27 protein-coding genes are annotated in these 23,861 nt (G+C 73.2%); 13 read left to right on the forward strand and 14 right to left on the reverse strand.

All coding sequences use genetic code 11. The annotated features are described in order from the left end of the window. The first annotated feature begins 10 nt into the window (after positions 1 to 10). Genes ACH34T_RS31885 through ACH34T_RS31895 form a run of 3 tightly spaced genes read left to right on the forward strand, consistent with a single transcriptional unit; the run spans position 11 to position 4,440 of the window. A complete protein-coding gene (locus tag ACH34T_RS31885) occupies positions 11 to 1,552 on the forward strand; it encodes a proton-conducting transporter membrane subunit (protein ID WP_396024646.1) in 1,542 nt (513 codons plus the stop codon). Between the two features lie 3 nt (positions 1,553 to 1,555). Then, on the forward strand, positions 1,556 to 3,058 hold the full coding sequence (locus tag ACH34T_RS31890; protein ID WP_396024647.1) for a NuoM family protein: 1,503 nt from the start codon (positions 1,556 to 1,558) through the stop codon (positions 3,056 to 3,058). Then, complete coding sequence (locus tag ACH34T_RS31895) at positions 3,058 to 4,440, forward strand: NADH-quinone oxidoreductase subunit N (protein WP_396024648.1); 1,383 nt, start codon at positions 3,058 to 3,060, stop codon at positions 4,438 to 4,440. Before ACH34T_RS31890 ends, ACH34T_RS31895 begins: the two co-directional genes overlap by 1 nt. 4 nt (positions 4,441 to 4,444) lie before the next feature. Here ACH34T_RS31895 and ACH34T_RS31900 read toward each other — a convergent pair whose 3' ends face one another. Both ACH34T_RS31900 and ACH34T_RS31905 read right to left on the reverse strand, forming a co-directional pair. Continuing rightward, positions 4,445 to 4,897, reverse strand: a complete 453-nt coding sequence (locus tag ACH34T_RS31900) for an SRPBCC family protein (protein ID WP_396024649.1) — start codon at positions 4,895 to 4,897, stop codon at positions 4,445 to 4,447. Next, on the reverse strand, positions 4,894 to 5,286 hold the full coding sequence (locus ACH34T_RS31905; protein ID WP_396024650.1) for an ArsR/SmtB family transcription factor: 393 nt from the start codon (positions 5,284 to 5,286) through the stop codon (positions 4,894 to 4,896). Before ACH34T_RS31905 ends, ACH34T_RS31900 begins: the two co-directional genes overlap by 4 nt. Positions 5,287 to 5,367: 81 nt before the next feature. On the opposite strand from ACH34T_RS31905, the gene ACH34T_RS31910 reads away from it, so the two are divergent. Next, a complete protein-coding gene (locus ACH34T_RS31910; protein ID WP_396024651.1) occupies positions 5,368 to 5,778 on the forward strand; it encodes a MarR family winged helix-turn-helix transcriptional regulator in 411 nt (136 codons plus the stop codon). Here ACH34T_RS31910 and ACH34T_RS31915 read toward each other — a convergent pair. The 4 genes from ACH34T_RS31915 to ACH34T_RS31930 all read right to left on the reverse strand — a co-directional run bounded on the left by ACH34T_RS31915 (position 5,759) and on the right by ACH34T_RS31930 (position 9,036). Then, positions 5,759 to 6,556, reverse strand: a complete 798-nt coding sequence (locus ACH34T_RS31915) for an alternative oxidase (protein ID WP_396024652.1) — start codon at positions 6,554 to 6,556, stop codon at positions 5,759 to 5,761. The two genes, ACH34T_RS31910 and ACH34T_RS31915, sit on opposite strands and share 20 nt — an antisense overlap. A gap of 129 nt (positions 6,557 to 6,685) precedes the next feature. Further along, a complete protein-coding gene (locus ACH34T_RS31920) occupies positions 6,686 to 7,585 on the reverse strand; it encodes an MHYT domain-containing protein (protein ID WP_396024653.1) in 900 nt (299 codons plus the stop codon). Positions 7,586 to 7,774: 189 nt separating this feature from the next. Next, positions 7,775 to 8,197, reverse strand: a complete 423-nt coding sequence (locus ACH34T_RS31925) for an NUDIX domain-containing protein (RefSeq protein ID WP_396024654.1) — start codon at positions 8,195 to 8,197, stop codon at positions 7,775 to 7,777. A 5-nt stretch (positions 8,198 to 8,202) separates the two neighbouring features. Continuing rightward, entirely contained in the window at positions 8,203 to 9,036 is an 834-nt protein-coding gene (locus tag ACH34T_RS31930) for an S-adenosyl-l-methionine hydroxide adenosyltransferase family protein (protein WP_396024655.1), read from the reverse strand. A gap of 38 nt (positions 9,037 to 9,074) precedes the next feature. Between ACH34T_RS31930 and ACH34T_RS31935 the strand changes: the two genes are divergently transcribed. Then, positions 9,075 to 10,049 (forward strand): LysR family transcriptional regulator, encoded by a 975-nt coding sequence (locus ACH34T_RS31935; RefSeq protein WP_396024656.1) that lies wholly within the window; start codon positions 9,075 to 9,077, stop codon positions 10,047 to 10,049. 15 nt (positions 10,050 to 10,064) lie between these two features. On the opposite strand, the gene ACH34T_RS31940 is transcribed toward ACH34T_RS31935, so the two are convergent. From ACH34T_RS31940 to ACH34T_RS31960, 5 genes are all read right to left on the reverse strand, one after another. Then, positions 10,065 to 10,463: a RidA family protein gene (locus tag ACH34T_RS31940; protein ID WP_396024657.1), complete on the reverse strand. Its 399-nt coding sequence runs from the start codon at positions 10,461 to 10,463 to the stop codon at positions 10,065 to 10,067. A gap of 120 nt (positions 10,464 to 10,583) precedes the next feature. Next, entirely contained in the window at positions 10,584 to 10,979 is a 396-nt protein-coding gene (locus tag ACH34T_RS31945; RefSeq protein WP_396024658.1) for a DUF202 domain-containing protein, read from the reverse strand. Then, positions 10,976 to 11,365 carry a YidH family protein gene (locus ACH34T_RS31950; RefSeq protein ID WP_396024659.1) on the reverse strand — a complete coding sequence of 130 codons (390 nt, stop codon included), beginning with the start codon at positions 11,363 to 11,365 and terminating at the stop codon, positions 10,976 to 10,978. The genes ACH34T_RS31945 and ACH34T_RS31950 overlap by 4 nt, the downstream gene beginning before the upstream one ends. Positions 11,366 to 11,510: 145 nt before the next feature. Beyond that, on the reverse strand, positions 11,511 to 12,140 hold the full coding sequence (locus ACH34T_RS31955) for a MerR family transcriptional regulator (protein ID WP_396024660.1): 630 nt from the start codon (positions 12,138 to 12,140) through the stop codon (positions 11,511 to 11,513). Positions 12,141 to 12,341: 201 nt separating this feature from the next. Further along, on the reverse strand, positions 12,342 to 13,061 hold the full coding sequence (locus ACH34T_RS31960) for an IclR family transcriptional regulator (RefSeq protein WP_396024661.1): 720 nt from the start codon (positions 13,059 to 13,061) through the stop codon (positions 12,342 to 12,344). A gap of 76 nt (positions 13,062 to 13,137) precedes the next feature. Here ACH34T_RS31960 and leuC point away from each other — a divergent pair, with 76 nt between their 5' ends. From leuC to ACH34T_RS31980, 4 genes are all read left to right on the forward strand, one after another. Next, a complete protein-coding gene (gene leuC / locus ACH34T_RS31965) occupies positions 13,138 to 14,535 on the forward strand; it encodes a 3-isopropylmalate dehydratase large subunit (RefSeq protein ID WP_396024662.1) in 1,398 nt (465 codons plus the stop codon). An 11-nt stretch (positions 14,536 to 14,546) separates the two neighbouring features. Next, positions 14,547 to 15,134: a 3-isopropylmalate dehydratase small subunit gene (gene leuD, locus ACH34T_RS31970; RefSeq protein ID WP_396024663.1), complete on the forward strand. Its 588-nt coding sequence runs from the start codon at positions 14,547 to 14,549 to the stop codon at positions 15,132 to 15,134. A 112-nt stretch (positions 15,135 to 15,246) separates the two neighbouring features. Next, positions 15,247 to 15,480 carry a hypothetical protein gene (locus ACH34T_RS31975; RefSeq protein ID WP_131964336.1) on the forward strand — a complete coding sequence of 78 codons (234 nt, stop codon included), beginning with the start codon at positions 15,247 to 15,249 and terminating at the stop codon, positions 15,478 to 15,480. 158 nt (positions 15,481 to 15,638) lie between these two features. Next, the gene (locus tag ACH34T_RS31980) at positions 15,639 to 15,917 is read left to right on the forward strand and encodes an HU family DNA-binding protein (RefSeq protein WP_396024664.1); all 279 of its coding nucleotides are present in this window, start codon (positions 15,639 to 15,641) and stop codon (positions 15,915 to 15,917) included. Between the two features lie 69 nt (positions 15,918 to 15,986). On the opposite strand, the gene ACH34T_RS31985 is transcribed toward ACH34T_RS31980, so the two are convergent. After that, positions 15,987 to 16,193, reverse strand: a complete 207-nt coding sequence (locus ACH34T_RS31985; RefSeq protein ID WP_396024665.1) for a cold-shock protein — start codon at positions 16,191 to 16,193, stop codon at positions 15,987 to 15,989. A gap of 46 nt (positions 16,194 to 16,239) precedes the next feature. Beyond that, positions 16,240 to 16,902: a 2-phospho-L-lactate guanylyltransferase gene (gene cofC / locus ACH34T_RS31990; RefSeq protein WP_396024666.1), complete on the reverse strand. Its 663-nt coding sequence runs from the start codon at positions 16,900 to 16,902 to the stop codon at positions 16,240 to 16,242. Between the two features lie 85 nt (positions 16,903 to 16,987). On the opposite strand from cofC, the gene ACH34T_RS31995 reads away from it, so the two are divergent. The 3 genes from ACH34T_RS31995 (at position 16,988) to ACH34T_RS32005 (ending at position 20,040) form a co-directional block, all read left to right on the forward strand. Continuing rightward, entirely contained in the window at positions 16,988 to 17,806 is an 819-nt protein-coding gene (locus ACH34T_RS31995; protein ID WP_396024667.1) for a lysophospholipid acyltransferase family protein, read from the forward strand. Positions 17,807 to 17,823: 17 nt separating this feature from the next. Next, complete coding sequence (locus ACH34T_RS32000) at positions 17,824 to 18,813, forward strand: NAD(P)H-dependent glycerol-3-phosphate dehydrogenase (protein WP_396024712.1); 990 nt, start codon at positions 17,824 to 17,826, stop codon at positions 18,811 to 18,813. 105 nt (positions 18,814 to 18,918) lie between these two features. Next, positions 18,919 to 20,040, forward strand: coding sequence for a D-alanine--D-alanine ligase family protein (locus ACH34T_RS32005; RefSeq protein ID WP_396024668.1), 1,122 nt, complete (start codon positions 18,919 to 18,921; stop codon positions 20,038 to 20,040). 21 nt (positions 20,041 to 20,061) lie between these two features. Here the strand turns inward: ACH34T_RS32005 and ACH34T_RS32010 are convergent, their stop codons facing one another. Next, positions 20,062 to 22,095 (reverse strand): beta-propeller domain-containing protein, encoded by a 2,034-nt coding sequence (locus ACH34T_RS32010; protein ID WP_396024669.1) that lies wholly within the window; start codon positions 22,093 to 22,095, stop codon positions 20,062 to 20,064. 142 nt (positions 22,096 to 22,237) lie between these two features. Between ACH34T_RS32010 and ACH34T_RS32015 the strand changes: the two genes are divergently transcribed. After that, positions 22,238 to 23,785, forward strand: coding sequence for a protein kinase (locus tag ACH34T_RS32015; protein ID WP_396024670.1), 1,548 nt, complete (start codon positions 22,238 to 22,240; stop codon positions 23,783 to 23,785). Positions 23,786 to 23,861: the final 76 nt, after the last annotated feature.

Genomic DNA, 23,861 nt, shown 5'->3' on the forward strand with positions numbered 1-23,861 from the left:
CGGGCTTGCGGTGGACGGGTTGTCCGCCGTCCTTCTCGTGACCCTGGGCGTGGTGCTCGTCGCGGTGCTCGCCTACGCGGCGGGGGACGGGTACGGCGCCCGCTTCCACGTCCTGATGCTGCTGTTCGCGGCGGCGATGGCCGTCACGGTCACCGCGTCCGACCTGCTGCTGTTGCTGATGGGCTGGGAGGTCATGGGCGCGATGTCGTACGCGCTCATCGGGTACGCGTGGCCGGACGCGGAACGGGTCCGGTCGGCGGACATCGCCTTCCTCACGACCCGCGCCGCCGACATGGGCCTCTACACGGCGGCGGGTTTCGCCGTCGCGGGAGCCCATTCGCTGCGGCTCGACGCGCTGGCGCAGGCCGACGCGCCCTGGCGGGACCTGATCGCGGCCGGTGTCGTGGTGTCGGCGCTGGGGAAGTCGGCGCAGCTTCCGTTCTCGTTTTGGCTGTCGCGGGCCATGGCGGGGCCGACGCCGGTGTCGGCACTGCTGCACTCGGCGACAATGGTGGTCGCCGGGGCCTACCTGTTGCTCCGCCTGCGTCCGCTGCTGGACGCCACCGGGTGGGCCGCCACGGCGGTGAGCTGGGCGGGTGCGCTGACCGCGCTGCTGCTGGGTGCGGTGGCGCTCGCGCAGCGGGACCTCAAGCAGCTCCTCGCGGCGTCCACGTGCGCGCAGATCGGCTTCATGGTGCTGGGCGCGGGAGCCGGGTCGGTGGACGGCGCCGCGGCGCAGCTCGTCGCGCACGCCGCGGTGAAGAGCCTGCTGTTCCTGTGCGCGGGGGTGTGGCTGACCAGGCGCGGGAGCGACCGGCTGGTCGACGTCACGTTCGGGGTCGGGGCGATCGCGCTGGCCGGGGTGCCGCCGCTGTCCTTGTGGGTGACCAAGGACGGGGTGCTGGCGGATGTCGGTGAACGGTCGTCCGCGCTGCTCGCGGTGGGGTTCGCGGCGTCCGTCCTCTCGGCCGCCTATGCGGGTAAGGCGCTGCTGCGTCTGCTTCGTCCGGCCGAGCCGGGCGTCCGGGTGCCTTTGTCGCAGCGGATTCCGCTGGCGGGGCTGGCGGTGGCGGCGGCCGGGCTCGGGGTGCTCGGCGTATCCGGTGTCCCGGGGTTGCCGGGCGGGATGGAGTTTCACGCTTGGGAGCTCGTCCTGTCCGGGGTGGTCGCGGTCGTGACGGCGGGTGCGGTCGTGGTGGCGCGGCGGGTTCCGGAGCCGGGTTGGGCCCTCGACTGGCTCTGGCTGGAGCGTGCGGTGATGGTCGTGGTCGTCCGTCCCGTGTTCGGTGCCGCGCGGGCCCTGGCGTGGTTCGACGATCAGGTCGTGGACGGCGCCGTCCGGGGCGTCGCCCGAGCCGGACGGTGGACCGCCGGGCTCACCGGACGCCGCGTCGAGATCCGCGTGGACGGTCTCGTCAGCCTGGTCGGACGCGCCGCCCGGGGCCTCGCCGTGCTGGCCCGCCGTCCGCAGACGGGGCAGCTGCACATGTACTTCGCGCAGGCCGCGGTGGTGCTCGCGGTTCTCGCCGTCGTCGCCGTCCTGGCGGGGTGAGCCGTGCTCACACTGGTGATCTTCCTGCCGCTGGCCGTCGCGCTCGCGCTGCCCGCCGTCCCGCGCCGCGCCGTGACCTGGACGTGGATGGGCGCGAGCGTCGTCGAACTCGCCCTGGTCGTGGCGATGTGGGTCGCGCACGGCACGGGCGGCGGGGTGTCGTTCGAGACGAACGCGCGGTGGATACCGTCCGTCCGGGCCGGTTACCACGTCGGCGTGGACGGCCTGTCCCTGCCGCTCCTCGCGCTGACCACCGTGCTGTTCACCGCGTGCGCCGTGTACTCGCTGCGGCAGACGCACCGGGTGCGGGAGCTCGCGGCGCTGTTCCTGTTCCTGGAGACGGTGTGCCTCGGGCTGTTCGCCGCCCTCGACCTGCTGCTGTTCTTCGTGTTCTTCGACCTGTCGATCGTCGGCATGTACTTCGTGATCCTGCTGTGGGGGCACGAGGACAGGGCGCGGTCGGCGCTGAAGTTCTTCCTCTACACGTTCCTGGGGTCGCTGGTCCTGCTGCTCGGGTTCATCGGCCTCTACCTGGGCGCGGACCCGCACACGTTCGACATGGCGGAGCTGACCCGCGCGCCGCCGTTCGCCGGGTCGCCGGGCCTGGCCGGGCTGACGCTCCTCGCGGTCGGGATCGGGCTCGGGATCAAGACGCCGGTCGTCCCGTTCCACACCTGGCTGCCGCCCGCGCACACCGACGCGCCCGCCGCCGGGTCGGCGATCCTGGCCGGGGTCATGCTGAAGATGGGCACGTACGGGCTGGTCCGGATCGCGATGCCGATGCTGCCGGACGCCTGGCGCCGCTACGCGCCGGTGATCCTGGTCGTCGGGCTGGTGAGCGTCCTGTACGGGGCGCTGGTCGCGCTCGCTCAGGACAATGTGAAACGGCTCGTCGCGTACACGTCCGTGAACCACATGGGGTACATCGTGCTGGCGCTGGGCGCGGCCGGGTACGCGTCCGGCGGCGATGGTGGAGGCGACGTGGACGCGCGACGGCTCGCGGTGACCGGCGCGGTGACGCAGATGGTCAGCCACGGGCTTGTGACCGGCGCGCTGTTCCTGCTGTGCGGGGTGCTCCACGACCGGGCGGGCAGCTACGACCTCGCACGGTTCGGCGGCATCGCGCGCCGCGCGCCCGTCTACGCGTCCCTGTTCGCGGTGGCCGCGTTCGCCTCGCTGGGGCTCCCAGGCCTGTCCGGGTTCATCGCCGAGTTCCAGATCTTCGCCGGGACGATCGGGACCGGCGCCACGGCCACGGCCGTCACCGGCGCGCTCGCCGTCCTCGGGATCCTCGTCACGGCGGCGCTGTTCCTGCGCGTCCTGCACACGGCGGTGCTCGGCCCGCCCGGCGAGCTGACGCCGCGCGTCACGGACGTCCGGCGGCCCGAGCTGGCGGCGCTCGTCCCGCTGCTGGCGCTGTCGCTGCTGGTCGGCGTCGCGCCGCGCGTCCTGCTCGACACGATCGAGCCGCTGTCGGCGGCCGTGGCAGGCCTGGTCGGCCGCTGATGATGAACGAGAACCCCGCCGACCTCGCGCCCGAGCTCTGCGTGCTGATCGCCGCCGTGCTCGGCCTGGTCAACGGGCTGTTCCTGCCGCGGGCGCGGCAGTGGCGGGTCGCGGTGATCTGCGCGGCCGGGCTCGTCGCCGGGCTGGCCGCCGCGGGCGTCGCCGCGACCCGCGCCGACCTGATGGCGTTCGACGCGTTCATGATCGACCCCGTCACGCACGTCACCCGGATCACCGTGCTCGGCGCGACGCTCCTCGTCGTCGCCCTGGCCGCCGGGCAGGTGCGGGACCATCCGCGGGAGAGCGAGCACTACGTCCTGATCCTGCTGTCGGCGCTCGGGACGATCGTGCTCGGCGCGACGTCCGACCTGCTGGTGCTGGTCGCCGCGTACCTGCTGGCGAGCATCCCCGCGTACGCGCTCGCCGGGTTCGGCAAGGACGCGCCGGGCACCGAGGCCGCGCTGAAGTACTACCTGATGGGGGCGCTGCTCGGCGTCCTGATGCTCGGCGGCGTCACGCTGCTGTACGGCGTCGGGCGCGGCACGGCGTACCCGACGCTGCGCACCGCGTTCGCGGACGCTCCGGCGGGGGCGGTGGCGCTCGGGGTCGTCGCGCTGCTGGCCGGGCTGCTGTTCAAGGCGGGCGCCGTCCCCGGGCACTTCTGGGTCCCGGACGTGACCGAGGGCGCGCCGCCCGCCGTCGCCGCGTACGTCACCACCGTCCCGAAGATCGGCGCCGTCGCCGCGCTGTACCGGTTCGGCGCCGAGACGCTGCCGGACGGCTGGGCGGCGCTCGTCGCCGTGATCGCCGCCGCCACGATGACGCTGGGCAACCTCGCCGCCTTCGGGCAGGACAACGTCCGGCGGCTGCTGGCGTACTCGACCGTCGGCCAGGCCGGATACCTGCTGGTCCCGGTCGCCATGGCCGGGCGGACGGACCTCGCGCAGCCCGCGGTCCTCTACTACGTCGCCGCGTACGCCGTGACGAACGCGGGCGCGTTCGCCGTCGTCCTCGCCGTGCGGCGCGACGACCTGGCCGGGTACACGGGCCTGCTGCGGGGCTCGCCGCTGGTCGGGCTCTCGCTGGTGGTGTGCCTGCTCGGCCTCGTCGGGACGCCCCCGACCGCCGTGTTCGTCGGGAAGGTCCTGATGTTCGGCGCCGCGCTGGACGGCGGCCACGCCTGGCTCGCCGTGGTCGCGGCCGCCAACACGGTCGCGAGCGTCTTCTACTACTTGCGGTGGATCGTCCCGCTGTTCGGACGGCGGTCCCCGGACGCCCCACCGCTCCGCCTCGCACGCGGCGCCTCGGCGGTGGCGGTGGTGGCCGCGGTTTTCTCTGTCGCGCTGGGCATCGGGAGCGGCATCGCCCTCACCGCCCCCTGACGCGCTACTTGGCGAGTTCCGCTGTGAGTTTGTCCAGCCAGTCGCCGGTGCCCTGCTCGCGCCAGCTCGGCGCCTCCCGGCCGTCCAGGAACGTGCCCTGTTCGGTGAGGACGAGTCGCGTTCCGTCCGCGGCCGCCTCGAACTGGACGGTCGTGATCGACACCGTGGTCGGCTGGTCGTCGGCGAAGAGCGTGGTCGAGTAGACGATCCGCTCGTCCGGGACGATGTCGTGGTACAGCGACTCGACCCGCAGCGTGGGCTCGCCGTCCTTGCCGTGGTGCAGGAGCGATTCCCTGCCGCTGGTACGGAAGTCGAGGACGTGTTCGTCGCCGGGAAGGACGAACCAGCGGGCCTTGGACGCGGGATCGGCCCAAGCGGCGAACACCCGCGCGGGCGCTGCCTCCGGGTAGTCGCGCTCCAGCGTGAACGTCGAGTGCAGGACGGGATGCTCGGTCATGACGGTGCTCCTTCGCTTTTCTCATGCGGCTTCTCATCGGGGCCAGTGAGGCCAGTGGGGCCAGTGGGGCCTTCGGCGAGGACGTCGCCGAGGCGGTCGAGGCGGTTCTCCCAGGCGGTGCGCTGGCGGCGCAGCCAGTCCTCGGCCGTCCGGAGGCCCGCGGGGTCGAGGCGGCAGGTGCGGACGCGTCCGGCCTTCTCCGACCGGACCAGCCCGGCGGCCTCCAGAACCTGGAGGTGCTGCACCACCGCCGGCAGCGACATGGGCAGCGGGCGTGCGAGCTCGCTGACCGACGCCGGGCCGAGGGTCAGCCGCTCCACGATCGCCCGCCGCGTCGGGTCGGCGACGGCGTGGAACACCCGGTCCGGGACCTCCTCATGGTTAAGCACATCCTTAACTGTAGGTGCGGCCAGGACATCAGTCAAGGAAATGCTTAAGTAACGTTGCGTATCGGTCACTATGATTTCCGTATGGATGATCTGGTGCGGCTGGCCGCGCGGGCCCACAAGCTGCTGAGCGCCGCGTCCGACGCGGCGATGAGCAGGCACGGCGTGCGCGTCGGGCAGAACCTCGTCCTGGAGCTCCTGTGGGAGGAGGACGGCCTCACGCCCGGCGAGCTGGCGACGCGACTCGGGCTGACGACGCCGACTATCGTCAACACCGCCACCCGGATGGAGACCGCTGACCTCGTCGTCCGGCGGCGTGACCCGTCCGACGCGCGGCTCGTCCGGCTCTACCTGACCGACAAGGCGCGCGAGGCGCAGGTGCCCATAGAGGAAGAGCGGCGGCGACTGGAGGAGCGAGTCGCCGCCGCGCTGACGGAGGAGGAGCGGCACTGCGTCCGCAGCGCCCTGGAGAAGATCATCGACGAGCTGTCATAGCCGCGTCCTGCGCGTTGTGCGCGGCCTGCGCACCGTGTGCGCCGTGCGGGTCCGGGGCGTCCTGGAAGCGGGGTGCGCGCATGTTGACCAGGCTGTCCAGCTTGTGGACGCGCTCGTCGTGCCCGATCTGGCGGAGCAGGTCCGCGACGGACGCGTACTCGCCGTACTCGGCGGCGTACGTCGACGGCGCCGGGACGTCCTCCAGCTCCGGATGCTCGGCCACGTAGGACATGTACTCGTGCTCGGCGTGGTCCTCGAAGTCGGCGTTCAGCCGGTAGCTCAGCTCGGGCCGCACCAGGAACAGCAGCCAGGACACGTGGTAGTAGAAGAACGCCACGAGCCACGGCGCCAGCCGGTGCAGGACGAACGACTGCCTCGCCCCGTCCCGCTGGACGATGTCCTGGAGGATCAGCAGGTGCCACTGCTCGTTGTCCTGCTCCTCGCGGGTCTCCACGATCCGCTCGTAGACGCGCTTGGCGAGCGCTGAACGGCGCCGGTGCCGCGACATCGAGAGGTAGCCCATCCGCTCCCACGCCTGGTACGGGACGCGGGCGATGAACTCCAGCATCGTGAATTTCACGAGCGTGCGCTCGCGGCCGTAGACCAGGTCCATCTGCTTGAACAGCATCCGGGCGAGGAACCCGTACTTCAGGCGCGGGGTTTCGAGGGTCTCGATCTGCGCGGCGCGCAGCTCCACGGGCGACAGCTTCGGCGGCCCGGCGTGGGCGGAGGAGGGGGCGGCGGTCGGACGGATGAGGGTCTGCGTCGTGTTCGTCATGCCGATGATGCTGCGTGTACGGCATGGGGCCCGGCATCGGCCGCGGAGAGACACATGATCTACGGCCGTCCGATCAGGCCCGCCCCCTCCCGGTACCGCCCCGGGCGTAGGGGACGACCCTGAGGCGGACTAAGGGGCGTACTCGCGACCGGTGCCCTCAGGGTCCGTCGTGCCGTCGAACCATTCGCCGGTGGAACGGGTCCGCGGCGGCTCGACCGGCCACGTCGGCACGCTCCGCGGATGGGGCGCGCGCTCGACCTGCCGCGCCCGGATCCGTTCCCGCAGGGCCGCGTCGACGCGCATCTCGTCCTCGGTCGGCGCCATCGCGATGATCGCCAGCATGATGATCGACACGACGCCGATGCCGCCGATGAGCGGCATCAGGAAGTCGGTGGCGATCGCTCCGGTGGGAGCCGCCATCTCCTCGTGGACGGTGACGCGCATCGCCGCCATGCCGGTGTAGTGCATCCCGGTCACCGCGACGCCCATGATCAGCGCGGCCCCGGCCGTCGCCCACCCGCCCCGGATGCTCAGCGCGAACCACAGCGCCACGGACGCCGCCACCACGGCGATCGCCACCGACAGCGCCACCAGGCCGGACCGGTAACTGACATGCCCGGACATGTTCATGGCCGCCATGCCCATGTAGTGCATGCTCGCCACGCCGACGCCCATGATGACGCCGCCGGTCACGATCGAGCCGGGGCCCGCGGTCCCGAACCCGACGATGAACAGCCCGATCGCGACCACCACGACGGCGACGGCGCAGCTCAGCATCGTGAGCGGCACGTCGTAGCGGATCTCGGCGCCCGGGACGCTGAAGCCGAGCATCGCGATGAAGTGCATCACCCAGATCCCGGTACCGCCGATCGCCAGCGCCGCGAGGATCAGCCACGCGCCGCGCGAGCGGCCGGTGGAGCCCCGCGCCCGCGCCGTGGACAGCAGTCCGAGCAGGGAACCTGTGACGGACATGACGTAGGCCAGGGCCGGCGTCAGGAACCCGTAGGAAAAGTGATGGACCTCCGCCATGTGATCCCCCGATGTCTCATGTGGCGCGATCGGCGGCACAGCTTAACCGAATAATTTTCGCAAATCGGCCATGCGTGCTGGAAATGGCCACTGTCGGGCATCAGGCCGACCGATCGACGGCGACGCGCGTCGTCATCAGCATCAAACCGGAGGCGCGACACGAAGTTGGGACAGGTGAGGTACCAGTGATCAGGTGAGGAGGCCGTGGCGGTCGGCGAGGTCGAGGGCGGCCTGGGCGGCGGGTGCGAGGAGGTGGCGTTCGCGGCGGCCGACGTAGCGGTACTCGTCCACCTCGCCGGTCGCCGCCATCGCGCCCCGGTAGGACGCCGTGAAGCACGCCATCCGCACCTGGGCATGGCGGGGCTGGTCGTGGGCGGGCGCGCGGATCACGCCGAGCTCGCGGAACGTGGCCTCGTCCAGCTCCAGGTCCAGCTCCTCGCGGACCTCGCGGGACAGGGCCGACCAGTCGTCCTCGCCCGCCTCGCGCTTGCCGCCCGGGAGGTAGAGCAGGTCGCGCCCGCGGGACCGGACGGCGAGCAGCCGCCCGTCCGACACCTGGATCCACGCGACGACGTCGAGGTCTTCCACGGCGCTCAGGTCGAGGTCTTCCACGGCGGTCAGCCTGCCAGCCGGAGCGTGACGGCGGACGGTTCGCGCAGGCCGAAGCGGTCGGCGGCGGAGCCCTGGTTGACCGCCAGGCCCAGCTGTCCGGACGAGTCGACCCACAGGAGCGCCTCACCCGGGGCGACGTCCCCGAACGTCGCCTCGAACGTGATCCGGTTGGGGCGCCCGGCGCGGCCGGGGTGCGACAGCTCCAGCGGCGTGCCGTGCTTCAGCGGTCCGAAGGCGGTGTCGAGGTCGCCGGGGCCGGCGTTCAGGATCAGGCTGCCGAAGCGGTCGGTGTACAGGATCGGCGCGGTCAGCGCGGCCTCCCCGGCGGCGCCGCCGACGATCACGGGGGCCGGGACGTCCAGCGGCACAGGCTCGGCGGGCGCGCCGAGGTCGGCCACGTCGACGCCGGTGGCGAGGTGCGCGGCGGCGGGGGAGAAGACGTCGCGTCCGTGGAACGACGCCGACACGCCCGGCAGCCGGTACGCCGGGTTCTCCAGGAGGTGCGCCCGGACGGCGCCGCCCAGCGCCTCGGCGGCCGGGAGGAGTAGGCCGTTGTCGGGGCCGACCAGCACGTCCCCGCGGCCGGTCTCGACCGCGACGGGACGCCGCCGCGTGCCGACGCCCGGGTCGACGATCCCGACGTGCACGCCGACCGGCAGGTACGGCAGCGCCTGCCGGAGCAGCATCGCGCCCTCCGCGACCGCGTACGGCGTGATCTCGTCGGACAGGACGAGCACGGTCGCCGCCGGGGCGATGGAGTACACGACACCTGCGCAGATGCCGGTGTAGGCGGCGCCGAAGTCGGTGGCGAGGCTGACGAAAGGCCGGCTCCCGGGCATGAGCCGACCCTATCGGGGGTGCACGTATGCTCCGGGACGTGCGCGCCGAAGCCCTTGATCCCGTCCTGCTGCGGACGTTCGTCGCCGTCGCCGACCTCGGCTCGTTCACCGCCGCGGCCGCCGCCGAGGGCTACACGCAGTCCGCCGTGTCCCGGCAGATCGCCGCGCTGGAGGACGTGTGCGGCGTGGAACTGTTCGCGCGCGGGGCGCGCGGCGTCCGGCCGACCCCGGCCGGGGAGTACCTGCTGCCGCACGCGCGCGGCCTCCTCGACCGGCTCGCCGACACCGCCCGCGCCCTCGACGGCCTCCGCAGGCTCGACACCGGCACGCTGCGCCTCGGCGCGTTCCCCACGGCGAACGCGGCGCTCGTGCCGCGCGCGCTCGCCCGGTTCCGGGCCCGGCATCCGGGCGTCCGGCCGCTGCTGCGCGAGGGCATGACCGAGCGGCTGCTGCCCATGCTGGAGGCGGGCGACCTCGACATCGCCGTGGTCAGCACGCACAAGCACCCGTCCATCGCCGCCGACGACCTGGTCACGCTCGCCGACGACGCGCTCCTCGTCGCGCTGCCCAGCACCCACCCGCTCGCCGCCCGGCGGCGCGTGTCGCTCGCCGACCTGGCGGACGAGCCGTGGATCGTCGCCGACGACCCCGAGGCGGTCGCCACCATGCGCGCCCGCTGCGAGGTCGCCGGGTTCGTGCCGGAGACGCCGATACGGGCCGCCGAGTGGATCTCCAAGCTGGGCCTGGTCGCGGAGGGGTTCGGCGTCACGCTCGTCCCGGCGCTCGCGGGCGCGGCGGTGGCGCGGGACGGCGTCGTCCTGCGCGGCGTGGCCCCCGATCAGCCGCGCAGGACCGTGTACGCCGCGGTGGGACGGCACGCGCGCAGGTCCCCGGCCGTCACCGCGTTCCTGGCGGACCTGCGGGACGTGGCCGGAGACCTGCGGGACGTGGCCGGAGACTTGCCGGACGTGGCCGGGGACCCGCCGGACCTGGCCGCGGACCCGCGCCGCTAGCGCCCGGAAACGGGATCAGGCGCCCGGCACCGCGACGAGTTCCACCTCCAGCAGGGCGTCCGGGTGGAACAGCCGGGACACCTCGACGGTCGTGCTCACCGGGCGCAGGCCCTTGAGGAACGGCTCGCGGCCCGCGACGTAGTCCCCCAGCAGGTCGATGTTGGTGAGGAACGTCTGGATCTTGACGACGTCCGCGAAGCCCGCCCCGTGCGCGGCGAGGATCTTCTCGATGTAGCCGAACGTGACCTCCGCCTGGCGCTTCATGTCGCCCGGCGCGTCGATCTCGCCGTTCTCGTCCAGGGCGACCTGCCCCGAGACGTAGAGCAGCGGTCCCGGCGTCACCAGCGCGGTGTGAGAGTAGACCGGCCGCGGCGGCGGAGGGACGCTCTCGGGATTGTTGAACGTGACGCGCATCCGTGAATTCCTTCTCGGTATGTAGGTATGTCTGTCGGCAATTGGCGATACGACGCTAAGCGGCGGGCCGCTATGACACCAGCGAAGACTTCGCATGACCGGCATGCGGCCGCGGCATGGCTAAAGGATCAGCAGGACGACCGTCACGGCCAGCAGGATCGTCAGCGCGGCGGCGATCAGGACGGAGCCGGGGTCGGCCACACCGCCGCCCGCGGCCACGCCGCCGCCCGCGGCCACGCCGCCGCCCGCGGCCACGCCGCCGCCCGCGGCCACGCCGCCGCCCGCGGCCACGCCGCCGCCCGCGGGCAGGCTGCGCCGGCGGACGCGGAGGCTCACCCGGCTTCGGCGGAGTTGCAGCGCCGCGCCGCCGCAGACGACGGCCGCCGCGACCGCGGCGCCGGATGCCGACGGCGCGAGCCGCACGCACAGCAACCCCGCGCCGACCAGGGCGAGCGTGGTGCGGGACCAGGCCAGTGCCGTCCGCTCGGGCTGCGCGCCCGGATCCCAGAGCCTCATCGGGACGCCAGCGCCGCCACCAGCAGGACGATCGCGGCCGCCGCCAGCCCGTACGCCATGATCGGGGCGAGCGCGGGCGGCGGGAGCGTCTCGGCGCGGCGCAGGGCGCGCTCGGTGCGCAGCCAGCGGCGGAACGCGAGCGCCGCGACCAGCGCCCCGGCCACGGCGAACCCGACGGCGAGGATCTGCCGGAGCGGCGCCTCGACCAGGTCGTCGGCGAGCGCCAGCCCGATGCCGGCCGCGATCAGCGCCAGCGCCGTCCGGATCCACGCGAGGAACGTGCGCTCGTTGGCGAGCGAGAAACGGGGATCGGGGTCGGTGCCGTCGGCCAGCAGGCGCTCGGCCCACCTGCCGCCGCGGCGTCTCGGACGCTGGGTGGCGGTCATCGTCCATTCATATTAGGCGACCTAAGCGAATGCGTTTTCGCCGGGGGCGCGAATGGCGATTCCGACTTGATATCCCGGAATTGCCGGGTGACGATGCGGGCCGGGCGGCGGGCCACGCGGCGGGCCGCGGTTCGCCGGGGCTGGGTCAGGGCTTGCCGAAGCGGTGGGACGAGGCGTCCTCCTGGGCGAGCCGGTGCAGCGCGGTCAGCACCTGCTCGTACAGGATGGTCGAGACCAGCAGGGAGTGGACCGTCCTGGCGCGCGGCGTGCCGGCGGCGACCCGGCCGATCTCGTGCTCGGCGACCTCCTGCGCGGCGTTCACGTAGGGCCGCAGGTCGCGGAGGGTGATCGGGAAGCCGAGGCGGCGCAGCGCCACGAACGTGTGGGCGAGCAGGTCGCGGGCCGGGGCGCGGTCGCCGACGTCCCAGCCGAGCTCGCGGACGAGGGCGTCCACGTCCTGGCGGGCGGCGCGCCAGTGCGGGTCGTGCGGCGCGGCGACGTGCGGGCCGATCGCGTGCTGCGTGGTGGCGAACAGGTCGTGCAGGCTGACGCGGTCGTCCTCGATCGCGGCGATGATCTGCTGGATCGCCGACACCGGCAGGTCGCCGACCTCGCGGAGCGCGCTGATCAGCCGCAGCCGCTCCAGATGCCGGCCGTCGTACTCCGACCGCGTGGCGCTCACCGCCGAGCCCTTCGGGAGCAGGCCCTCCCGGATGTAGAACTTGATCGTCTGGACCGTGAGGCCGCTCCGATCGCTGAGCTCGGAGATCTGCACCGTCGCACCCCCTTTACCGGTGGTTAACGCTATCGGGGGCGACCAATTAGATACCGGCACTATCCAATTGGTGTCCGAGTTATGGGGGAACGTCGCATCAGGTCAGATAGGTCGCGCCGGCCCGGGCGGTGCGCCGGTCGGGCCGTGCTCGGGTCGGGGCGGCGCTTCGGTCGGGGGCGGCGCGTCGGTCAAGAGGTCGGGTCAGGACGCGGTGCGGCGCATGCCGTCCGAGATCTTCTCGGCGGCGGCGGCGACCGGGGCCGCGTGGAGGCGGCCGGGGGAGCGGGTCAGCCGTTCGAGGGGCCCGGACACCGAGACGGCGGCGATCACCCGTCCGGCGGCGCCGCGGATCGGGGCGGAGACCGAGCCGACGCCCTGCTCGCGCTCGCCGACGCTCTGCGCCCAGCCGCGGCGGCGGACGGACGCCAGCGTCGCCGCCTCGAACTTGGCGCCGCGCAGCCCGCGATGGAGCCGGTCGGGCTCCTCCCAGGCCAGCAGGATCTGCGCGGCCGAGCCCGCCGTCATCGGGAGCGCCGCGCCGACCGGGATGGTGTCGCGCAGGCCGCTGGTGCGCTCGGCGGCGGCCACGCAGACCCGGACGTCCCCCTGCCGGCGGAACAGCGAGGCGCTCTCGCCGGTGTGGTCGCGGAGCTGGGCCAGGACGGGCTGCGCGATCGCGAGCAGCCGGTCCTCGCCGGCCGCGACCGCGAGTTCGGCGAGCCGCGGGCCCAGGATGAAGCGTCCTTGCGTGTCCCGGTGGACGAGACGATGGTGCTCCAGCGCGACGGCCAGCCGGTGCGCGGTCGGACGGGCCAGCCCGGTCGTCTGGACGAGTTGTGCCAGCGACGCCGGCCCGGCTTCCAGCGCGTTCAGAACCAGAACGGCTTTGTCGAGCACGCCGACTCCGCTAGAGTTGTCCATGCCTTGATATTGCCGTCTCGTTATATGAGATGCAAGTCGGGCGACCGGACGATCGACACAGCGAGGTGGAGAAGCGATGGGCCGAACACTGGCCGAGAAGGTGTACGACACGCACGTCGTACGGCGCGCCGAGGGCGAACCGGACCTCCTCTACATCGACCTGCACCTGGTCCACGAGGTCACCAGCCCGCAGGCGTTCGACGGGCTGCGGATGGCGGGCCGCACCGTCCGCCGCCCCGACCTCACGATCGCCACCGAGGACCACAACGTCCCGACGACCGACCTGCTCAAGCCCATCGCCGACCCCGTCTCGCGCACCCAGGTCGAGACGCTGCGCAAGAACTGCTCCGACTTCGGCGTCCGGCTGCACCCGATGGGCGACGACGGGCAGGGCATCGTCCACGTCATCGGGCCGCAGCTCGGCCTGACCCAGCCCGGGATGACCGTCGTGTGCGGCGACTCGCACACGTCCACGCACGGCGCGTTCGGCGCCCTCGCGTTCGGCATCGGCACCAGCGAGGTCGAGCACGTCCTCGCCACGCAGACGCTGCCGCAGGTCCAGCCGAAGACCATGGCCGTCACCGTGGACGGCGCGCTGCCCGGCGGCGTCACCGCCAAGGACCTCATCCTCGCGATCATCGCGCGGATCGGCACCGGCGGCGGGCAGGGCCACATCATCGAGTACCGCGGCGAGGCCATCAGGTCGCTGTCGATGGAGGGCCGCATGACGGTCTGCAACATGTCCATCGAGGCGGGCGCCCGCGCCGGGATGATCGCACCCGACGAGACCACCTTCGAGTACCTGAAGGGCCGCCCGCACGCGCCGTCCGGCGACGACTGGGACAAGGCCGTCGAGTACTGGACGTCCCTGCGCACCGACGACGACGCGGTCTTCGACAAGGAGGTCGTGATCGACGCGACCGAGCTGACCCCGTTCGTCACCTGGGGGACCAACCCGGGCCAGGGGCTGCCGCTCGGCGAGTCCGTGCCCGACCCCGCGTCCTACGACGACCCGGTCAAGCGGCAGAACGCCGAACGCGCCCTGGAGTACATGGGCCTCACCGCCGGGACGCCGCTGCGCGACATCGCGGTCGACACCGTCTTCGTCGGCTCCTGCACCAACGGCCGCATCGAGGACCTGCGCGCCGTCGCCGGCGTCCTCGACGGCCGCAGGGTCGCCGACGGCGTCCGCATGCTGGTCGTCCCCGGCTCCATGAAGGTCAAGAAGCAGGCCGAGGCCGAGGGCCTGGACGAGGTCATCTCCGCGTCCGGCGCCGAATGGCGCGAGGCGGGCTGCTCGATGTGCCTGGCGATGAACCCCGACAAGCTCACGCCCGGCGAGCGCAGCGCGTCCACGTCCAACCGCAACTTCGAGGGCCGGCAGGGCCCCGGCGGCCGCACCCACCTGGTGTCGCCCGCCGTCGCCGCCGCCACCGCCGTCACCGGCCGCCTCACGGCGCCCGCCGACCTCTGAGGAATCGAGCCATGGAAGCGTTCACCACCTACACCGGGCGCGCCGTGCCGCTGCGCCGCAGCAACGTCGACACCGACCAGATCATCCCGGCCGTCTGGCTGAAGCAGGTCAGCCGCACCGGATTCGACCAGGGCCTGTTCTCCGCCTGGCGCGAGGACCCGGACTTCGTCCTGAACCAGCCCGAGTACGACGGCGCGGGCATCCTCGTCGCCGGGCCCGACTTCGGCACCGGATCGTCCCGCGAGCACGCCGTCTGGGCGCTGCAGCAGTACGGCTTCCGCGTCGTCGTCGCGGCGCGCTTCGGGGACATCTTCCGCAACAACTCCACGAAGATGGGCCTGCTGCCCGTCGTCCTCCCCGGCGAGCGGGTCGACGACCTCCAGACGCGCGTCGAGAAGGACCCCGCCCTGGAGATCACCGTCGACCTGGAGAACCGCGAGGTCCGCTGGGACGGCGAGACCGCGCCCTTCGAGCTCGACGACTACACCCGCTGGCGCCTCATGGAGGGCCTGGACGACATCGGCCTCACCCTCCGCCACGCCGACGCGATCACCGACTTCGAGACCACCCGCCGCCCCTGGCTCCCCACGACGGTCTAGAGCCACGGCAAAGGCCGTTCACGGCTTCTACGCCCCCGGATGGACGGACGGGAACCGCGAGCAGGGACAATTCCCTTAGTGCGAAGACCCGTTCGACCGTTCGGAGGACGTATTGACGTCGGTCCCGTGGGCCGGTCCCGAGTGGGACGACCCTGCGTTGACCCAGCTCGCGCGTCAGTTGCGTGACGCTCACCGGGCCGTCGCGCCGCTGCCGGCGCCGGCCAGGCGGCGGCTGATCCGGCACCTGCTGGCGATCACCGATCTGGCCAAAAGGGACCCCGGACTGGCCGCCCGCAGGCTGGAGACGTTCCTCGCCGATTTCCACGAGACCCCCGACGTCGGTTAGCGTGCGCAGTGGCCGGATCCGGTCCGGTCACCCGGCGAGACGGGGGCGAGGCCGACAAAAACGCCAGCGACACGCCAACTCGTGCGTGCAGGTGATTGTGTCCATGCTGAGGGTCCCTTAGTTTCGTTCGGGCAAGGGGGGAACTAGAGGAGTAACCCATGAACAAGCGTGAGCTGGTCGACACCATCTCAGACCGGCTGGGCAGCAAGAAGGCCGCAGCCGAGGCTCTCGACGCCATCCTGGAGGCGATCCAGAACGCCGTCGCGAAGGGCGACAAGGTCGCGATCACCGGGTTCGGTTCGTTCGAGAAGGCCGACCGGCCTGCCCGTACGGCCCGCAACCCGGCAACGGGCAAGCCCATCCAGGTTCCCGCGACGTCCGTGCCGAAGTTCAAGCCCGGCGCGGACTTCAAGAACCTGGTGGCCGGCAACAAGTAGCCTCACCGCGACAGCGCCCGGGACCGTGCCCGCACGGATCCGGGCGCTGTCGCATGTCGCGCCCCCGCCTTACGGGGACGGGAGCGGGAACGTCGAGAGCGTCACCACCGAGACCCTCTCGCCGGCCATCGCGAGGTTCACGCGCTGGCCGAAGCGCAGCAGCCGCAGGCCGCCCGCCGCGAACGCGTCCGCGTCGAACGGCAGCTCCGTCCCGTCGTCGAGCAGCACGCTGCCCGAACGGGACTCCGCGTCGAACTCCTTCACCGTGCCCTGCATACTCAAGACCCTAGGCATACCCAAGCCCCTAGGCATACCCGGACCTCTAGGCGAGCGCGGGGAGCCTGGCGGCGACGGCGGTGGTCCTGGGCCCGGCGCCGAGCGTCAGCGCGGCGCGGAGGTCGTCGAGGGTGTCGACGTCGCGCCGGACGGTGTCGGTGCCGTCCAGCAGGAGCTCGCGGGCGCCGCGGGCGCGGTGCGCGGCGCGGGAGTCGCCGCCGAACGCGGGCGCGAACGGGACGCCGGGACCCGCCGTGTACAGGGTGGTGCCGGTGCCCGCCGCGTCCGGCACGAACGCCTCGGGCGCCGCGGCGGCCGCGTCGAGGACGCGGGCGAGTTCAAGGGGACGCAAAGCGGGCAGGTCGGCGGAGAGCGCACCGACACCGGCCGCCACGCCCGCCTCCGCGGCGAGCTCGCGGCCCCGGTGGGCGCCGTGGACGAGCGCCGGGTTCAGCCCGGCGTCCGGGACGTCGGGCACGACGCGGGCGCCGAGCGCGGCCAGCTCGGCGGCGGGAAGGGGGTCGTCTGTGACGACGATCACGGTGCGGACCCGGTCACAGCGCAGCGCAGCCGCGACCGTGTCGGCCGCCACGGCGAGCGCCAGCGACTCGCGGTGCGGGCCCGCGGCCGGCGAAAGGCGCGTCTTCGCCCGAGCCAGCACCTTGACCGGCACGACGAGCGACCACTGGGAGTGCTCTGCGGTAGACATGGCAACTCGACACTATGCGCACGCAACCGCGACACTTGAGGACACCCCGCGTTCACGTGGGGGACGGGAGGGGAGGGAGACGGGGATGGGCCACGCGTATTCGCCGGGCTGGCGGAAGCTCACGATCGTCATCCTGCGGCCGCTGCTGTTCGGCCTGCTGAAACGCGACTGGCGGGGCCGGCGCAACGTGCCGGGCGAAGGCGGCGTCATCATCGCCGCCAACCACCTCTCCGAGGCCGACCCGCTCGCGCTCGCGCACTTCGTCAGCGCGTCCGGCCGCTTTCCGGTCTTCCTGGCCAAGTCGACGCTCTTCGACGTGCGGTTCGTCGGGAACGTCCTGCGCGGCACCGGCCAGATCCCCGTCCACCGCGACCATGAGGACGCCGCCCGCGCGCTGGAGGACGCCGAGAAGGCCCTGCTGGACGGCGAGTGCCTCGTGTTCTATCCCGAGGGCAGCTGCACCCGCGACCCCGAGCTGTGGCCCATGACCGGGCAGACCGGCGTGGCGCGGATGGCGCTGAAGACCGGCGCGAAGGTCGTCCCGGTGGCGAACTGGGGCGCGCACGAGCTGATGCCGTACAAGAAGGCCGAGCAGACGGGCCTCGCGGGCAGCCTGAAGAAGGGGTTCCACCCGTTCCCGCGCAAGACGATGAAGGTGGTCGCCGGGCCGCCCGTCGACCTGTCGGAGTACGCGGGCCGGCCGCTCAGCCGGGAGACGCTGCGTGCCGCCACCGACGCCGTCATGGCCGCGATCGTCGGCCTGCTCGCCGAGCTGCGCGGCCAGGAGCCGCCGAAGGAGCGCTACGACCACCACCGCGTCCTGGAGGAGCGCCGCCGCGCCGCCGCCACGCGTCCGGCGGCGCGTCCGGCGGGGTCCGCCGAGCCGAAGGCGGACGGCTCGTGACGTACCGCACCGCGGTGATGGGGGCCGGGTCCTGGGGGACGACGTTCACCAAGCTGCTCACCGACGCGGGCGGCGACGTCGTGCTGTGGGGCCGCCGCGGCGAGGTCGTCGAGGCCGTCAACGAGCGGCACGAGAACCCCGACTACCTGCCCGGCGTCATGCTGCCCGAGACCGTCCGCGCGACCACCGACCCGGCCGAGGCGCTCCGCGGCGCCGACTTCGTCGCGCTGGCCGTCCCGGCGCAGACCCTGCGGCGGAACCTCGCCGCGTGGGTGCCGCTGCTGCCGCCGGACACGGTGCTCGTCAGCCTGATGAAGGGCGTCGAGCTCGGCACGTCCCGGCGGATGTCGGAGGTCATCGGCGAGGTCGCGAACGTCCCCGGGGAGCGCGTCGGGGTGTTCTGCGGGCCGAACCTGGCCCGCGAGGTCGCCGGCGGGGAGCCGGGCGCGGCCGTCGCCGCCTGCGTGGACGACGACGCCGCGCAGCGCCTCCAGACCGCGACGATGACGCCGTACTTCCGCGTCTACACGACCACCGACGTCGTCGGCTGCGAGCTTGGCGGCGCGGTGAAGAACATCGTCGCGCTGTGCGTCGGCATGGCGGCCGGGCTCGGGTTCGGCGCCACGACGCAGGCGATGCTGATGACCCGCGGGCTCGCCGAGATCGCCAGGCTCGGCGCCGCGCTCGGCGCCGACGAGCACACCTTCGCCGGGCTCGCCGGGATGGGCGACCTCGTCGGGACGTGCATGTCACCGCTGTCGCGCAACCGGACGTTCGGCGAGAACCTGGGCCGCGGCATGACGCTGGACGAGGTCGTCGCCGTCACCAAGCAGACCGCGGAGGGCGTCAAGTCGTCCGAGGCGGTGCTGGGGCTGGCCCGCAAGCACAACGTGGAGATGCCGATCACCGAGGCGGTCACCGCCGTCCTGCACCACGGCATGCCGATCAAGGAGGCGGCCATCTCGCTGATCTCCCGCTCCCCGAAGCCGGAGCGCTACGGGGTGTGACGGGGCCATGCCGCGGGTCCGACGTGATCGGCGCCGGTTCGACGTGATCGGCGCGCCTGACCGCTCGTGGCCGGCCCCGGCTGATCGGCGGTAGGGTCGGGCCTCATGTCCCAGGCTTCAAGGATCCGCGTGGCCGTCGTCTTCGGCGGACGCAGCTCGGAGCACGCGATCTCCTGCGTCACCGCGGGGGCCGTCATGGCCGCCATCGACCGGGACCGGTACGAGGTGGTGCCGATCGGCATCGCCCGCGACGGCCGCTGGGTGCTGCCGCCCGGCGACCTGCGGCTCGCGATCGAGGACGGCCGGCTGCCGGAGGTGACCGGGTCCGGCGGCGTCCTCGCGCTGCCGTTCGACCCCGAAGACCGCGGCCTGATGGTCGTCGGGCAGGGCAAGGTCCCCGAGCGGCTCGGCGACGTCGACGTGGTGCTGCCGCTGCTGCACGGCCCCTACGGCGAGGACGGCACCATCCAGGGCATGCTCGACCTGGCCGGGGTCCGGTACGTCGGCGCCGGGGTGCTGGCCAGCGCGGTCGGCATGGACAAGGGGTTCATGAAGCTCGTCTGGCAGGCGCGCGGGCTGCCCGTCGGCCGTTACGTCCTGGTCGGCGACCGGGAGTGGCGGCGCGAGCGCAAGCGCAAGATCGACGAGATCAAGGAGCTGGGGCTCGCGGACGGGCGGCCGGTGTTCGTCAAGCCGTCCCGCGCCGGGTCCAGCATGGGCATCAGCCGCGTCACCGACGAGGCCGACCTGGAGGCCGCCGTGGACGCGGCCCGCGAGCACGACCCGAAGGTCATCGTGGAGGCCGCGGTCGACGGCCGCGAGATCGAGTGCGGCGTCCTGCAGGGCCTCGACGACGGCCCCGCCGAGGCGAGCCTGCCCGCCGAGGTGCTGATGGCGGGCGGCCACGACTTCTACGACTTCGAGACCAAGTACCTCGACGGCGCCACCCGCATGGCGATCCCGCCGGACCTCCCGCCCGCCGCGATCGACGAGGTCCGCCGCCTCGCCGTGCGCGCGTTCGACGCGCTCGACTGCGAGGGCCTCGCCCGCGTCGACTTCTTCCGCACGCCGGACGGCCGGTGGATCCTCAACGAGATCAACACCATGCCCGGCTTCACGCCCGCGTCCGCGTTCCCGCAGATGTGGGCGGCGACCGGGCTCGACTACCCCGCGCTGGTCGACCGCCTCATCCAGACGGCCCTGCACCGCCCGACCGGCCTCCGCTGACCCGCCGCTCTGCGCTGACCGTCACTTGAAGGGGAGCCAGGCGGCGTTCTTCAGCGTGGCGGCGTCGGTGGCGCGGGCGCCGTCGTCGGAGAACGTCCAGAGGGCGTCGCCGACGATGAGCGAGCGGCGGACGCCGTTGCCGTAGCCCTCGCCGGGATGCCGGACGGTCCCCGCCTTGTCGATGGACGTGCCGGACACCTTCAGGACCAGCGCCTCGTCCGCCCCGCCGCCGGGACGCATCGCCGGGATCACGGTGAGGCCGGTCGGCGGCCAGTACAGGAACGCGTGCGGCTCGAACTCCGCCTGGGACGACGCGTCCGGCAGCCGGTAGGACGCGACCTTGCGCGGCTTCTCGCCGGAGACGTCGAACAGCGAGACCTGGAGGCCGCGCGTGCGGCCCGACGTGTCGGCGTCCCGTCCGACGCCGAGGAGCCTGCCGTCCTTCATGGGGTGCAGGTAGGCGGAATAGCCGGTGATCTTCAGCTCGCCGGTGCTGCGCGGGCGGCGCGGGTCGGTCAGGTCGAGCATGTACAGCGGGTCGACCTGCCGGAACGTCACGACGTACGCGGACGCGCCGATGAACCGGACGGAGTAGATCCGCTCGCCCTTGCCGAGGCCGTCGACGCGTCCGATCTCGTCGAGGCGGGCGCCGCGCTGCGCGAGGACGTACACCGAGCTCTCCGACGACCTGCCGTCCGGGTCGCGGTCGAACCGGCTGGTCGTCGTGGCCAGGCGCAGGTTCCCGTCGTGCTCCGACATCGAGTACTGGTTGAGCAGGTCGCCCTTCACCGAGCCGGACGCCACATAACGGGGACGCCCCTTCCCGCCGACGTCGAACTTGTACACGTCGGTGCGCGGCTCGGGCGGCCTCGCCGACGACCTCCTCGGCCCCGGCGTGAACGGCTGCGGGGGAGTGCCGGTGACGTAGAGGCTCTTCCCGTTGCCGTAGACGGTCGACCCTTCGGCGGTGACGGCGATGGCCTGCGGGTCGCCGAGGCCCTGCGACAGGTCGAACGTCAGCACGCTCAGCATCGACGAGCCCGCGTACGAGGCCGGGCGGCTGACCTGGTCGCAGGGCGTCCGGTACTCCTTGGCGGGGCCGCCGTCCGCGCCGTCCACCTGGAAGGCGGGGAGCCAGGCGTCGAGCGGCGCCTTCATCGCGGCCGCCCGGTTCGCCTCGGTGGCCTTCTTCTCGTCCGGCGGGCCGCCGGTGCCCGTGGGGGCGTCGCCGCTCGTCGGGGCGTCGCTGCTCGTCGGGGTGTCGGGGCCTGGCCGTCCGCCATGGCCCGGGAAGTCGATCCGCGGCCGGGACCGCATGACGACCCGCACCGTGGCGCCGGTCTGCCGCGCGTCCATGTAGTCGGCCTCGGTCGTCATGGTGCCGACGACCTTCGGCGCGGCGGAGACGTCGACCAGCGTGAGCCGCGTCATCGGCTCCGGCCGCGCGGGCTTGGCGGACGGCTCCCGCCCCGGGACCGCCGGACGCTCGTAGGGGACCATCATCGCCCGCCGCGTCATCACGAGCACGCGGTCGCCGCTCAGCAGCAGCTGCCCGTCGCCGTACCGGTCGAACCCGCGGGGCCCCGGCATGTCCAGCGTGTGCGCGACCTTGCGGGTCGCGGGGTCGATGACGTGGAGGCGGCCGTCCGTGAGCGTCACGATCCGGCGGCCGTCGGTCTTGACGAGGTCGGGCTCGTCCGCGGCGGCCTCGTGCGAGTTGGTCGTGGAATGCTGCTGGGGCGCGCCCTGTGCGCCGCCCTGTGCGCCGTCCGGCGCGGCGCCGGGCGCCTGGGCGGCGAACGGTCCCTTGCGGAGAGCGGTGTCGCCCTCGGGCATCGCCATCATCGGAGGGCCGTCGCTGAGCCCGTACGGGCCGACCTTGTCGGCGGTCGCGCGGCGCAGACCGTCCAGAAGGGCGTCGCAGCCGTCGTAGGCGACGAGCCGCATCGGCGGCGCCGGAACAGGCGGCTCGTCGGTGCCGGACGATCCGCTGCAACCAGCGGTTCCGGCCAGCAGAAGCGTCGTCGCGGCCGATGCCAGAGTACGTCCACGCATGGACTTTGGACGCTCGCTCCGCCCACTAGGTTCCGTTATGCACCGAGATGTGTCGTCCGGCGCGGCGCGCTGCCTTCGGCTCCGTGGGGCGTCCGGATGTGCCAGGCTTGGGGGCCGTAACCCACCCTGAGGAGAACGTCCCGTGCCGCATGGCGACCTGCCGGAACGCATCGGCCCGTACCGGGTCGTGGACCGGCTCGGCGAAGGCGGGATGGGCACGGTCTACGCCGGACTGGACGACTCGGGACGCAAGGTCGCCATCAAGGTCATCAGGCGTGAGTTCGCCGCCGACCGGCAGTACCGCGCGCGGTTCGAGGCGGAGGTCGCCGCGGCGCAGCGGGTCCGGCCGTTCTGCACGGCGCCCGTCCTGGACGCCGACCCCGCCGCCGACCCGCCCTACCTGGTCACCGAGTTCGTCAACGGGCCGAGCCTCGACGCGGCCGTCGGCAAGGACGGCGCGCTGCGCGGCGCCGACCTGGAGGCCGTCGCGGTCGGGATCGCGACCGCGCTGACCGCCATCCACGACGCGGGCGTCGTCCACCGCGACCTGAAGCCCGCCAACGTGGTGCTCTCCACGTTCGGCCCGCGCGTCATCGACTTCGGCATCGCCCGCTCCCTGGACGGGACGCGCCTCACCGCGACGGGCGGCATCGTCGGCACGCCCGCGTTCATGGCCCCCGAGCAGCTGGACGGACGCGGCGCGACCCCCGCGTCCGACGTGTTCGCCTGGGGCGCGACCGTGGCGTTCGCCGCGCGCGGCGGGCCGTGCTTCGACGGCAACTCGCTCCCGGCGATCATCCACCAGATCATCAGCGGGGACCCGGACCTCAGCGGGCTGGACGGCACGCTCCTCGCCACCGTCCGCTCGGCGCTCGCGAAGGACCCGGCGCGGCGTCCGTCCGCCCAGTCCCTGCTGGACGGGCTCATCTCCAGCGGCGCCCGGCAACCCGCGCGGACCCCCGCCCACCCCCAGACGCAGACCCCCGCCCACCTCCAGACGCAGGCCCCGGCCCACCCCCAGACACAGGGCCCGGCCCATCCCCGGTCACAGACCCCGTCTCACCTCCGGTCACAGACCCCGTCTCACCCTCGGACGCAGGCTCCCACCCAGCCCAAGACCCAGGCTCCGGCGCAGCCACGGACGCAAGGGGCCGGGATCTCCGAGACCCCTTCCCCGGCGCTCGCCGCCGGGGAGGCGGAGGCGCTGGTCGAGCGGCAGTACCGGCAGGCCGCCCAGGCCGGCGACCCGGCCGCGATGCGCAGCCTCGCCATGCTGCTGAACGGGCAGGGCCGCACCGCCGAGGCGGAGACGTGGAACCGGTACGCCGACGCGATCGCCGTCCGCGGCGCCGCCTACCAGCAGCCCGGGGGCTACACCGGCTACCCGGCGCAGTCGCCGCACCCGGCGCCCGGCCACCAGTACCAGGCGGCCGCCGCGCGCGATCCGCGCGCCAAGCCGCCCATGAACAGCCTCGCGATCTACGCGGTGTCCATGGGGGCGGTCGGGCTGATCACGTGCGGGCTCCCGTCCATTCCGGCGATCATCGCGGGGCACATGGCGTGGGCGCGGCTGCGGCGGTCCGGCGAGCGCGGGCTGGGTCTCGCGGTGACGGGGATCGCGCTCGGCTGGATCATGGTCGCGTTCTGGGCGCTCGTCGCCTTCGGCGCCGCCCTCCCGGACGACACCTGACCCCAGGGCCAGGTCAGGGCCCGACCCGCCGGGCAGCCTCGGCCCGCCGGGCTCCGGCCCGTGCCGGAAAACGCGT

The sequence above is a fragment of the Actinomadura sp. 9N215 genome, assembly GCF_044326345.1.
Lineage (GTDB): Bacteria > Actinomycetota > Actinomycetes > Streptosporangiales > Streptosporangiaceae > Spirillospora.

Coding starts and splice junctions, on each gene's coding strand:
- ACH34T_RS31915 (WP_396024652.1), bottom strand. CDS start 6,556: ATGACGAACACGACGCAGACCCTCATCCGTCCGACCGCCGCCCCCTCC.
- ACH34T_RS31930 (WP_396024655.1), bottom strand. CDS start 9,036: ATGCCCGGGAGCCGGCCTTTCGTCAGCCTCGCCACCGACTTCGGCGCC.
- ACH34T_RS31920 (WP_396024653.1), bottom strand. CDS start 7,585: ATGGCGGAGGTCCATCACTTTTCCTACGGGTTCCTGACGCCGGCCCTG.
- leuC (WP_396024662.1), top strand. CDS start 13,138: ATGGGCCGAACACTGGCCGAGAAGGTGTACGACACGCACGTCGTACGG.
- ACH34T_RS31985 (WP_396024665.1), bottom strand. CDS start 16,193: ATGCAGGGCACGGTGAAGGAGTTCGACGCGGAGTCCCGTTCGGGCAGC.
- ACH34T_RS32010 (WP_396024669.1), bottom strand. CDS start 22,095: ATGCGTGGACGTACTCTGGCATCGGCCGCGACGACGCTTCTGCTGGCC.
- ACH34T_RS31895 (WP_396024648.1), top strand. CDS start 3,058: ATGATGAACGAGAACCCCGCCGACCTCGCGCCCGAGCTCTGCGTGCTG.
- ACH34T_RS32000 (WP_396024712.1), top strand. CDS start 17,824: ATGGGGGCCGGGTCCTGGGGGACGACGTTCACCAAGCTGCTCACCGAC.
- ACH34T_RS31945 (WP_396024658.1), bottom strand. CDS start 10,979: ATGAGGCTCTGGGATCCGGGCGCGCAGCCCGAGCGGACGGCACTGGCC.
- ACH34T_RS31980 (WP_396024664.1), top strand. CDS start 15,639: ATGAACAAGCGTGAGCTGGTCGACACCATCTCAGACCGGCTGGGCAGC.
- leuD (WP_396024663.1), top strand. CDS start 14,547: ATGGAAGCGTTCACCACCTACACCGGGCGCGCCGTGCCGCTGCGCCGC.
- ACH34T_RS31900 (WP_396024649.1), bottom strand. CDS start 4,897: ATGACCGAGCATCCCGTCCTGCACTCGACGTTCACGCTGGAGCGCGAC.
- cofC (WP_396024666.1), bottom strand. CDS start 16,902: ATGTCTACCGCAGAGCACTCCCAGTGGTCGCTCGTCGTGCCGGTCAAG.
- ACH34T_RS31910 (WP_396024651.1), top strand. CDS start 5,368: ATGGATGATCTGGTGCGGCTGGCCGCGCGGGCCCACAAGCTGCTGAGC.
- ACH34T_RS31995 (WP_396024667.1), top strand. CDS start 16,988: ATGGGCCACGCGTATTCGCCGGGCTGGCGGAAGCTCACGATCGTCATC.
- ACH34T_RS31940 (WP_396024657.1), bottom strand. CDS start 10,463: ATGCGCGTCACGTTCAACAATCCCGAGAGCGTCCCTCCGCCGCCGCGG.
- ACH34T_RS31950 (WP_396024659.1), bottom strand. CDS start 11,365: ATGACCGCCACCCAGCGTCCGAGACGCCGCGGCGGCAGGTGGGCCGAG.
- ACH34T_RS32005 (WP_396024668.1), top strand. CDS start 18,919: ATGTCCCAGGCTTCAAGGATCCGCGTGGCCGTCGTCTTCGGCGGACGC.
- ACH34T_RS31960 (WP_396024661.1), bottom strand. CDS start 13,061: ATGGACAACTCTAGCGGAGTCGGCGTGCTCGACAAAGCCGTTCTGGTT.